Origin of the sequence: Shewanella sp. 10N.286.51.B7 (assembly GCF_002873615.1) — a bacterium.
GTDB classification, from domain to species: domain Bacteria; phylum Pseudomonadota; class Gammaproteobacteria; order Enterobacterales; family Shewanellaceae; genus Shewanella; species Shewanella electrodiphila.
Window position 1 is genome coordinate 20,502 of sequence record NZ_MCUF01000038.1, and the last position, 11,982, is coordinate 32,483.

Here is an 11,982-nt window from a genome sequence, read left to right on the forward strand (position 1 = left end):
GTATCAGTATCAGTATCAGTTGAGTTTAGCGCGCCTGCTAAAGTGATCAGCAAGTCATCTGGGGTCATTAAATTTCGTTGGGCTTTTTGCAGCGCGAATCGCAGTTTAATCCCGTCTTTTGCGCGCACCAAGAATGCCGGTTTTATTTGGCTAATGAGATCAAATAAGCGCTCAATGTGATCCAATAAAGGCGCTTCTTGTGGCGTAGGAACGGTGCCACCTTTATTCAGTTTTAACCCTGATAACGCCAGCATTTCAAGTGTTTTTACTGGCGGTAAACCAGTGCCTGAGCTAACCCAGTTCGTCAAATTATCAAACATAGCCGCAAGCTTCGGGTATTCATCAGCTTTTTTGCCAAAGCGGGCGCCATTTAGCGGCAAACTGTGCAGCAGCGTTAATTCTGCTTCACTGTCTGCTGCCCAGCGCATTTTAAAGCGTGACAAGCTTTGGGTGAGTTCGTCAGTCAGTTGATTAAAGTCTTTAGCAATAAACGGTGTTTTAGCCTGAGTTGCGCCTAATAGCTGCCTTAATTGTTTAGCTAACTCATCAGGGCTACCAAACTCATTGGCGATGACTTGGGCTAAGACCGCTGGCAATGGATAACAGGTTTCACGCCAAAAATCTCTTACTGCATGGTGTAAAAACTCGCTGTCATCGAGAGTAAATTCTGATTCAAATAGCAATGATGACTCGAATGCCATGTCAGATAATATCCGCTGACAAAAACCATGAATGGTGAAAATAGCGGCTTCATCTAATGATTTTAATGCTAAATCTAATCGTCTTAGGGCTATTGAGCGTTCTGACTCTGGTATTTGCTGGTAAAGCTGAGAGACAAATTCATCATCAGTATCAAGCCCAATAAAACACTTAAACGCAACCTGGATACGTTTTCTGATCCTATCGCGCAGCTCTTCTGTGGCGGCATTGGTAAAGGTCACCACTAAGATTTGCTCGCAGGTTAATGGCGCTCTTTCGATTTCTCCGTCTTTACCACCCAGTAATAGACGTAAATATAAACCCGAAATGGTATAGGTTTTACCTGTACCGGCACTGGCTTCAATTAAGCTGCTGCCAGTGAATGGTAAGGTGAGGGGGTTGAGTGTAGTGACCTTGGTCATTATGCTTGCCCCTCTGTACAGATAGCATCGATATTATTCACCGATGTTGTTTCATTGATGTACTCGTCTAAATCAGCCAAGGTGCCTTTGTGATATACGCTCAGCATTGGCTTAAGTAATTGCATGGCTGTGTCACCAAATCCTTGTTCCGTAAAGTCATTCGGGAAATTAAATAAGCGTTTGTTATGCGGGTCGTTTCCTTCACCAAACTCTGTCTGCTCATCAAGCCACTGGCTTTGCGCTTCATGGAGTTTTTCTGAATGTGAACCTTCAGCTTCAACATAGGCGAGTGCGGTGCGCGGCATAAAGCACAATGGCTGCGCTTGGCCATTGAAATAGCCCTGAACAAATTGTTGCAGTAATTGCTGCGCTGCCTCTGGTTTTATTGCTGTGAAAGCATGAAAATGACCGATATCCAGCAGGTAACTGTTTTTTTCAATCCCTGATGCGTTTAAGCATAAATGGCGCAAATAGACACGTAAAAAGTCTCGGCCATGGGCTGTACCTGGGCGATAATTGACTTGGCCTTTCGCGTAAATGTCATCAATGCGACCAACCAAATTGACAGCAATGGTTTGTCGAGTAATGCTGCTATTAAGAGTACTGTTGTTAAAATTGCTGCTACTGAAACAGATGTCATCAAACCTAAGATCAACATCTAGTTCGGAAGTCTTTTGCGCTTCTCCAGTTAAATATTGCACTCTACCAATAACGTACTTAATATCATTCTGGTAACGGTCTAATAGCACATCATCGAATGGCTTCATGGGAAGTGAGCCACTGACTTTTAACTGGTTAATAAACTCAATATCAGCGTGTTCTAGTTTGTGCTGCAACGCACTGTCAATTAAAGCTGACTGCAGTTTATAACGCTCCAGTGAATCTAAGCCAAAAGGTTCATCATTATCATCAGCTTGAATACGCAGATTAAAATCCACTTTTAGGCTTCGATTTAAAAAGAATTGCGCAGGGCTTCTAAAGAATCGCAGTAATGCAGATAGCTCAAGAGTATGTTGATGATCTTTTGCTGCATCAGTTAACTCTGATTGTATATCTATAGCAATAGGCTGCGATGCGTTAATAAATGTGGACTGCCATTGTGCTGTTAGCGGATCATTAAACTTAGGCGGACACCATTGGTGGCTAAAGCTCTGTTGTAAAACAGATTGTTGCTGCGACGGTGAGTGAGATACCTCGGACTGAAATAGTTTCACATCGAATGGTTGCAGCGGTTGCTGGATAATTAAATGATCAATAATGGCTTGGTCTGCAGCTTCATTGGATATGTTTTCGCGTGTTGTGTTTTTGTTTAAATCGCTATTGCTTATATTACAGCTATTAAAGCAATAGTCGGCAAAATAACACAGTTGATAATACTCAATCAGCTCAGAGACTAACATCGACGGAATGCGCTCAGCATTATCACGTTCAGAATGACCGATATAGCTGATGTATAATTGTTGCCTTGCAGAAAGCAGGGCTTCTAAAAATAAGTAACGGTCATCTAACCGTCTTGAACGGTCGCCTTTAATGGCACCATTGTGGGCCATTAAATCAAACCCTACAGGGTGTTGAACTCGTGGGTAAACGCCATCATTCATCCCCAGTAAGCAAACGACTTTAAAGGGAATAGAGCGCATTGGCATCAGAGTACAAAAGTTAACACTACCTGCAAGGTAGCGCTGCCCCACGCGGGATTCATTTAAGCGTTGATTAAACCATTGCTTAAGCACTTCAATGTCGAGTTCGCCTTGATGACCCGCACCTTCAAGTTCTTCTTTTAACGCTGTTAACGCTTCACGGATGGTTTGCACTTGTTCACGCTCATCATCGTCAGCTTCAAAAAATACCTCTAATAATTGATATAACTGTTCGATGCGCTCAAGCGTTGGGCAAGTGCTGGCAAGTTGCTGCTGATAGTCATCAATGGACTCTAAAAAGTTGAGCAAGTGACCTAATGTTTGCGCCGATTGTCCTTCAACGCCTTTGACGAGCAGGGTGTCATGATAAATCGAAGATTCATCATTAAAAGCATATCCTTGAATAAGGCGACTGACCCCAAATGCCCATGAGTTTTGCTTAAACCCAGGCACACCTTGTTGCAATCGGGTGTGTTCATCTCGCCCCCAACGAACATTGGCATCATCTAACCAGCGCCTAATAAGCTGAAGGCCATCATCATCTAACTGGAATTTGCGTAAAATAGCAGGGACTTCAAGAATGCTTAAAATATCGGTTAAACCAAAACGGCTTTGATTTATATCCAATAAATTTAAGAAACTGTTGATGAGTGGCGACTCTTGCGCAGCGCCTCTATCAGCAATGGCGTAAGGGATATAAAAATTACCTTGCTGCTGGTGTGACTGGCTGTTGCTGGTGCCAAATACCGCATCAATATACGGTGCATAAGCGGCGACATCAGGCATCATTACTACGATATCTTTAGGTAGCAGGCCCGCTGATTGCTGATCATTGGACAGCAATGCTAATAAGTGATCGTGTAAGGTTTCAATTTCGCGCAGCGGGCTATGACAGCTGCGTAAAGTGATTGAATCATCGGTTGGCAGTAAACTTCTTCTTGCTTGAGTATTTTGATAAAAGTGGGCATCAGGCCCTAATGGTTGACCTAACGTTTCCATTTGCAAGATATCAAATTGTAATCCTTGCAACAGGTTTAGCTCATCGGCGGATTGTTCAGGTTCGATGTAGCAATCGTAACTAAAGTCAGTATGTTCAGCGGGTAACTCGAGCATTAAATCTAACAGCTCGCGGCCCATTTTACCGTTATTGGCTAAAATCGGGTTACCGACTTCTAATTTATCTTCCCATGACTCACCGAGTTGCTTTTTATCGGCATATTGCAGCGCCATTCGCGCGCGCGCTTTAGGGTCAACAATATCGCCCCAGTAATGCTGACAAGGGCTAAGGGAAAACATAATGACTTCAATGCGCTCAGCAAGGTGATAAAGCACCTCAAGAGTTTGCGGCGGCATTGATGAAATGCCAAAAACAAATAAGCGTTCAGGCAAAGAACTGATAACGGTTTGCGGCTGTTTGAGCGCATTAATTAATTCTTGATGCAAGTTGGCGCGGTGATAATGACTGCCGTTAATTTCAACTTGGTTATATTCGATTAGCGCACGCCATAATTTGGGCTGCCATAGCTGATTTTGTTCAAGCTTGATTGGCAGCTCGTTACTTTCCCAACCTAAAATCCAGCTCGGACGATAAACTAAGTATTGGTCAAAAATATCGGCAATGCGGCCACAAAGTTGATACAGCTTCATCGCATCAAAATGCTGTTGATGTTGATTAGCAAGTCTAGTCAAATTATTGCTACTAGGGATGGATTCATTTGTGTCAGAGCTTAAATCAGCACTTTTAATATCACTTACATTTGAAGCTGTGTTTGCGGCTTCGGGTGTTAGGTAAGCTTGTAGTGGTGCAAAATCTTCATCAGTTAATAATCTTGGCAATAAATCCATTAACTTCCACGTCATTGCCGCTTTGGTAAAAGCATTGTCTTTAGGGACGTTAGGTAAGAGTTCATGGCATAACTGCCAAGTAAAACTGGACGGTAAAGGGAACGAAAGAGCAGCAGCGATACCATTGTATTTTGCCACTTCTAAGCGCAGCCAAGTCGACATCCCCGGGCTTTGAACTAACACATGCTCGTTGGCCAGTAAGTTAGCATTATCAAGGGGAATGGCTAACATCTTGGAAAGCTGTTCAGACAAAACTTCCATCTGATTCGATTGAATTAATCTAAGCATTACTGACTCGGCAACTGATGATAAAAACCATTCTAAGAGGTTGTTATTAGGTTTGAAAGGCTTTTATTAGATAGTGAGTTTAAACGCTAAAATAGCAAGCAAAAATTGTGGGTGTTCTCATTAATTTAGAGCGGGGTAATAGCAGTATTCACTTTATGATATCGAATGCCAGAAGCATATATTTATCATTGTTTTTTAGAATGTGGGTAACTTTCGGTGGTCATAAAATGTTTTTAACTGGCCACCTGTTGGTTTAGTCTCAATATTATAATTGTATTATATTAAATGCTTTAGGGCCTTTTTTTGTTTTTACAATATCAAATGTCACTTCAGTACCAATGATTATTGAATCAATATCAACCTCATTAGTGAAATCATCTATTGAAAAATATGCATCCTTTCCCTTATCTCTTCGTATAAACCCAAAGCCTTTAAAATCATTAAAAGTATTTATAATCCCTGTGTAGTGCATTATTTTACTGCTCCCAAAATTTGTTTATTGTAGGTACTGAAGAGTAATGCAACTTTAGAGACTTTCTTAGATTTTTAGCTAACCCTTTTTTTGTCCTACCTAATATGCCTAATTGATATATTAGGTTATTGTACTGTTGAATTGTGCCCCATTGAGAGTGAGAAGTAATGGGAACTTTAAGAGCTCTTTTTGACCTTTTAATTATTTTATTTTCTTGATACTGATCATATATAGGTAGAATCACTGATAACCTCTTACGGTAATCTTTAGCATGTGATTTTTTTAACCGGTCAAGTTTAGCTATTAATCCTGAGGTTTTATTCCACAACTTATGAAACTCTTCACTACTCTTGCTCTCTACAGCCATTTTTTCGCAATTAAAAACTAGTTGTCGGACATACATTCGATCTTTTTTCCTGGTTCTGGGTTTTGCAGCCCGAACGCATAAACCTGTAACTTCAAAATCCTTATGTATTTCAGAGCGGTTAGTAATTTTGGTTTTATTTGATTTTAAATTTAAATTTCTTTTTCTTAGCAATGCAGCAACATCTTTAATTAGCTGCACTGATAATTCTTTATCAATAAGTTGGGGAGAAGATATAGTAATATCATCGAGCAAACGTGTATATCTAAGTCCTCTCCCTTTAAGTGAGCTAAATAGGCGATATTCGTCATTGTAGAAAACTAGATTTGCTAGGTAGCTTGAAGTACAACCACCTTGGGGTAAGCTACCATTGTAAGTTGTTATTTTGGTTAGTATTTCTACAACCTCATCACTAAATTTAAAGAAGTACTTAAAAATATCGCTTACTACATTTTCTTTAATATTGGGATAAAAGTTCCTTACATCGAGATTGATAAGGGTTTTGCTTCTACCATGAATAGTTGCATTTGCGATGTAGTCACGTGCAATTTCAGGGGTGGCTTTGATTCCGCCCTGTAAATATTCTGGGAAAATAATATGTTCAAAAATTCTGGAGTTAATGCGTTTTTGAATTTTTTTTAGTTCATGTTTGGGTTCAAACACTTCACGAACTTTTCCAGTAGTGGGGTGAGCAGGAAGTTCATATTTACTATACGAATCATTAACTTTACTTGCTATGCTTTTAAGTTTTTTAGGGTGGACACCTAAAGTTTTCGAAAGTACATCAAGTGTTCCGATTGAAGAGCATGGATATAGTGGCTTGTCCATATAGTACCAATAAATATTTGAAAGAGAGAAGTCAGCTGTTAGAACATGTTAGACATCGTATCCAAAAGTATTGGTACTATATCAATTAGTATAACAGCCAAAGGGGCGTAGTCTAAAATTAGTCCTAAGGTTCCCTTTGGGCTCTGGTCATCTTGCTGTTCAGATGATTCGCAATTGGCTCCAACCACGAGTTCTGTGTTTTCAGTTTTATTTGTGTAACGCATGTTAAAGTTAAATTTAAACATTTTTTTGTCCTTATAGGTTGTTGACTGAATTGTCTGCCAGACCAATAAAAACGCATACAGAAATCTTAGTAATGACCTTTGAGCCGACTTCTCTTATCAGTGCCAGACAACCGTCGTCATAATCGCCTTCGGAATAGGGCGCAATTTTTTTGCGTCTTATTCGGAGTTGAATGTCCACGGATGCGGGTCATGAACCAATAATATGTATTAAAGGTTCGCTCATAAAGAGCGTCGTTTTTCTGTTTGTTACACAATGAAATACAAAAGCAAATGGGTGAATAGCACCCACAAATCTATGATATACATATAATTATTGCGTGTAAATAGGTTCAAGAATTTTTTATCAATTAACTTTGACACACATAATTAATTTTACAATTATCAACTTTGTGGGTTGTGGGTTGTGGGTACGTTACCATAATTGTATTGGCTAGTTTATGGAACACCATATCTTCAACTTAATTAATTGCCTGCCGCAGGCTTATGTGCAGATGCATCCAAGACACGCCGTGAACACATCCCTGTGGGCTCTACGAAAACATCCATGTTTTCGAAGGTCTTGAACGCATCTACACTGGGATTTTTATCTCTTCGATTTAACTCTATTCGTGACCATAAAAACCACAAGGCTCAATTTGAATTGAGGACGCAGAGAAAATAGCGTGATGCTCACATGGATGTGAGCTTAGCTTTAGCGGTGCAAGGATGCACCATCTGAAGCGTTAGCATTTTCGACTAAGGCCGAAGCGATCTATAAAGGAAGTAAAAAGCTGGATCAATCCCCATCGAAAATTATGCGTTTTTCAGCATTTTTCGTCTGGGGCGCTGAGGGATTGTTAAGGGGGACAAGCGCTTTCCCCCTTGGCTCTGGTGTGGGCGAAGCGCCACGACGTTGATCTTATTCAAATGAATAAAGCTAAAATTAAAGAGCTAACCCTACAATCCCATTTTGACTTTCCTAAAGTAGCGTTTAAACAAGATTTGATGTTGCTCAATCTGCTTATCACTCAACTGCTGATATTGCAGTGCAATAAAGTGCTCTGTCATCTTGTTAAAATCTTCTGCTAATTGTGGTTGTTGCTCACTCACTGTGTGATGCATAAAAGTAGCAAAGGCTTGAGGTGGCATGGTATTCCGTGAGTAACCTTTTTTAGCTAACTTAGTGCAAATCAGGTTATAACGTTTAATGATCGGGTCTTGTTTTGGGCGAACAGTAAACACGCCAGCAAAATAGGCAATGATTAAAGCAATAATGCTAAAGCTAATAATCATTAAAACAATAATTTTACTGCTGTTTACTTCGCCTAACAGCTCACTTAATACCTGTTGCTGGCGCTCTTCATCAAAGCTTAAAACCCAAACACTCCAATAAAAATCTAAGCTGGCCAATTGCAAGCGGATGTTGTTAAGCCAAGGGATTTCTTTAAAGCGTAAACTGGTAAATGGACTGTCTTGTAAATAGCTATCTTGGCCAGCAAACATGGCATCAAAGCCATCTAAAATTCGATTTGGGGCAATCATCGCTGTTGGGTCAAAACGGACCCAGCCTTGTCCTTCTAACCAGACTTCTGTCCAAGCATGTGCCATATATTGGTAAATACTGTAATAACCGGCTTTAGGGTTGTATTCGCCGCCTTGATAACCTGCCACCATACGTGCTGGTATGCCACTTGAACGTGCCATAAACACTAACGCTGAAGCATAGTGGGAACAAAAACCAGCTTTGTTATCAAATAGAAAATCATCCACTTGGTTAGCACCGATGGGCGGTGGACTTAAGGTATAGAAATAAGGTTGCTCTGCAAAATAGCCCATCATCGCGTTGATACGATCACGTGGGAGAGGGTAATCTTTGGCAAATTGTTGGGCTAATGCTTGTGTCTTAGGGTTCGTTTCTTTTGGTAAAGTCAAATTTATCCGCTTGGCTATCGGTGGTAATGACAATTCAAGTGAACTATTAGGGTAAGACGTGACGCGGTAGCTAAAGCGTTGGTCGATATTACGTAATGAAAACAGTCGAAAGTCATTAAGTTCAGCCACTTGTTCTGTGTTGGTAAAGGATTGATCTAATCCAAACAGCCATTTTTGATAAGTTGGCTCAGTGATAACTTGGTAATTATATGGATTCGACTGCTCAATGGTATGCGGCAATTTACGTTTAGGTAAAGGCCCATATGAAATCCGCTGTTCATTCTTTCTGAAATTTGATTGCTTCCAGGTTGTTCCGTCGTAATTTTCCATCACGAGCGCGCGCCAATATAGTTGCTCATTGGGAACTAATTGTAATTTATCGGTGTTATTGGTTTCGTTATCAAAGCCGACGCGAAATGCGAGACTAGGTGAGCGAGTTAGCTTGCTGATATCGCCCAGTGAGACTTCATCCGAAAGGCCCGTTGTTGCGTTTTTCATGCTTGGTGCAAGCCACAAAGGTGGCAGCCTTGGAAATACCACAAACAGTAATAGCGCCAGCGGCAAACTTTGCAAAAAAAGTTTGAATCCAAAACTTAAGTTTATTTTGCGGCTACTATGTTGATACACGCTGATTAGTACACAGGTATTAACAAGACAAACAAACAACAATTGAATGGTGTCTAAAATGCTTTGTCGTTCAAGCAAGGCAAACGCTATAAGAAAATAACCCACTAGCACGACGACTTTTACATCGCGTATTTGACGCATTTCTATGTATTTAAGTGCATACCCAAGTAAAAGTAAGTTAACTAGCGCATTAAGCATACCGATTTCTTTAGCCACCAATGCCAAGGTGGCTGCGGCGCCAACAGCAAGACTGGTAACCAGTAATTTGGGCGGTGCGGCGACTTTGCCGAAATAAATACCGACACGCCAAACAAAACAAATACCGCAAATGCCAATGCTCCATAAGGTGGCATCTTGATAAAGGGGAAATAGCACTAATGCATTAGTCATCAACAACCAAAATAGGGTATTTCGGCCTATGTTTTCGTTAAAGTTATCTTGCTCGATAAATTGCTTTTTATCATTTTTCGCCTGAGCTGTTTGAGAAAATGAGTCATTACTTTTCATCATTGACTCCTGTTTCTACCGTTGCATCAGTGATTTTTTTGCCATATAAGGCGATTAATTGCTGGCATTGTTTACGGTGTATTTCACCACTATTTTGTTCAATCACTTGTTGCTTAAGGGCTAAACCAAATACTTGTTGCCCTTGAGATAGCACATTAACTTGCCATGCCAATTTGCTGAGTTTTTGTTCAAGGCTATTACCATCGGTATCGTCCAGGCTTAACCACACAGGTTTTCCTTCTGGCTGAGCAAATTCTTTGGTGAGCATTCCTCGACCTTGAGCCCATTGTTTCCAGGCGACTTGTTTTAACGATTCACCTTCTACATAAGTTTTTAAGCCTTTGTAATCATCGACACCAGATTGTAATTTCCCATGCTCAAACTCGCTGCTGTTATCGTCATCGAGACTGGTTAACGAGACCTGGCTAGTTTTTGGCTCGGCATAAATAATATGGTGAATATCTAAATCAACATAAGACCAAGTACGAAACAGACCCAATGGAAAATTAGATGACACCTTAATGCGCCCAGGGTTGAAACGACCGCGTTCTTGAGGTGTGAATGTGATACTTGATTGACTAGACTCACCAATATCAGTCAGGCGCACATGTCGCTGCTCTGCAAAGTTAAGGCAGATTTGTTGATGGCTGGTATGTTTGTTATCTGGTTTTGCTTTACTGGTTAAGGTCACAGGAAAAGCAATGCTTTGGTTAGCTTGGGTTTCTGGTGGCGTTTGCGAGGTTAAAGTTAACCCTGCGAGGTTTTTATAACTGTAAATAATGCAGGTATGCAGCAGGCTCGCCAGTAATAAGCTTAAACCGATAACTAAGTTATTTTGATAGTTAGTGCCAAAAAGGTACAGCACGCCAATAAGCATAAACCACGCTATGCCAAAGCCACTGGGTAAAATAAATATACTCTTATGAGTCAGGGTAACCTGTTTATTGGGAGGGATCCGCTTATTCAGCCAGCGGCCCCAACGTTGCTTAATTCTTTGGGGAATAAAGCGTGTATACCATTTGGGCTTAGGCTGATAATGGGCTTCAGTCTTTACTGATTTTTTCATGCTAGTTAACTAATTGGGTTAACACTGGCAAGAATATGATCTGATAAGGCTTGGCCTTGTAACTGATTATTAGTGCGAATACGGTGTTCAGCCACGCAGTGAAATACCGCTTGGATATCTTCAGGCACTACATAATTGCGGTGATGAATAAATGCCCATGCTTTAGCTGCGTCCAATAAGGCAATACTCGCTCGAGGTGACAGGCCATTGCCATCGGCTTGCTGGCGAGAGAACTGGGCTAAATGAATAAGGTATTTAAGCACAGCATCAGAAGCACTGACCTTTTGTACCTGATTTTGTAAGCTGATGAGTTCATTGGGTGTAAAACATTGTGCTAAAGGCTCAGCAGTATTTCGTGAAGTGAGTCCTTTGAGCATTTCCAGTTCTGCTTGCTCATTTGGGTAACCAATCGAAATACGCATCATAAAGCGGTCTAATTGCGACTCAGGTAAAGGAAAAGTACCTGATTGCTCGATAGGGTTTTGTGTTGCGATAACAAAGAAAGGTTTTGGTAATGGGTGAGTGGTGCTGTCTAAGGTGATTTGGCGCTCAGCCATGGCTTCAAGCAATGCACTTTGGGTTTTAGGGCTAGCACGATTGATTTCATCAGCTAGCAACATCTGATTGAAAATGGGACCAGGATGGAAAGTAAATTCTTGCTGCTCCTGTTGGTAAATTGATACCCCAAGAATATCGGCAGGTAACATATCACTGGTGAACTGGATGCGTTGATAACTCATGCCTAAAGAGGTAGCAAGCGCTTGGGATAAACTGGTTTTGCCCATGCCGGGTAAATCTTCAATTAATAAATGACCTTTTGCCAAAATACAGGCAACCGCCAGTTTAATTTGTTCAGGTTTACCCAGTAATACACTTTCTAACTGCGATAATAATTGTTTTAGTTTTGACGCTGGCACTCAGGACTCCGTTAGTTAACAAATGGTTTGGTCATATTTGTTAACAAATACATCGAAACTATAACGTTACCTTGTCATTAATTAGAAGGAAAGCACTTAACGGCATTAAGCTGTAAATGTTTATTAAATCTTGCGTTAATTTTGTACAAAA

At 40.7% G+C, this 11,982-nt stretch carries 7 protein-coding genes; all 7 read right to left on the bottom strand.

From position 1 onward, the window contains the following. Positions 1–1,121: UvrD-helicase domain-containing protein (locus BCU84_RS12005; protein ID WP_157936221.1), on the bottom strand; the 1,121-nt coding region annotated here is incomplete at its 3' end. Further along, on the bottom strand, positions 1,121–4,894 hold the full coding sequence (recC, locus tag BCU84_RS12010; protein ID WP_102528328.1) for an exodeoxyribonuclease V subunit gamma: 3,774 nt from the start codon (positions 4,892–4,894) through the stop codon (positions 1,121–1,123). The genes recC and BCU84_RS12005, both read right to left, overlap by 1 nt. Positions 4,895–5,159: 265 nt before the next feature. Next, the gene (locus BCU84_RS12015; protein WP_102528329.1) at positions 5,160–5,366 is read right to left on the bottom strand and encodes a retron Se72 family effector protein; all 207 of its coding nucleotides are present in this window, start codon (positions 5,364–5,366) and stop codon (positions 5,160–5,162) included. A gap of 4 nt (positions 5,367–5,370) precedes the next feature. Continuing rightward, the gene (locus BCU84_RS12020; RefSeq protein WP_102528330.1) at positions 5,371–6,558 is read right to left on the bottom strand and encodes a reverse transcriptase family protein; all 1,188 of its coding nucleotides are present in this window, start codon (positions 6,556–6,558) and stop codon (positions 5,371–5,373) included. Positions 6,559–7,739: 1,181 nt separating this feature from the next. Beyond that, positions 7,740–9,848 carry a DUF3488 and transglutaminase-like domain-containing protein gene (locus tag BCU84_RS12030; RefSeq protein ID WP_102528332.1) on the bottom strand — a complete coding sequence of 703 codons (2,109 nt, stop codon included), beginning with the start codon at positions 9,846–9,848 and terminating at the stop codon, positions 7,740–7,742. Next, a complete protein-coding gene (locus BCU84_RS12035; protein ID WP_102528333.1) occupies positions 9,838–10,914 on the bottom strand; it encodes a DUF58 domain-containing protein in 1,077 nt (358 codons plus the stop codon). Before BCU84_RS12035 ends, BCU84_RS12030 begins: the two co-directional genes overlap by 11 nt. Positions 10,915–10,919: 5 nt before the next feature. Then, positions 10,920–11,831 carry a MoxR family ATPase gene (locus BCU84_RS12040; RefSeq protein WP_102528334.1) on the bottom strand — a complete coding sequence of 304 codons (912 nt, stop codon included), beginning with the start codon at positions 11,829–11,831 and terminating at the stop codon, positions 10,920–10,922. Positions 11,832–11,982 lie beyond the last annotated feature (151 nt).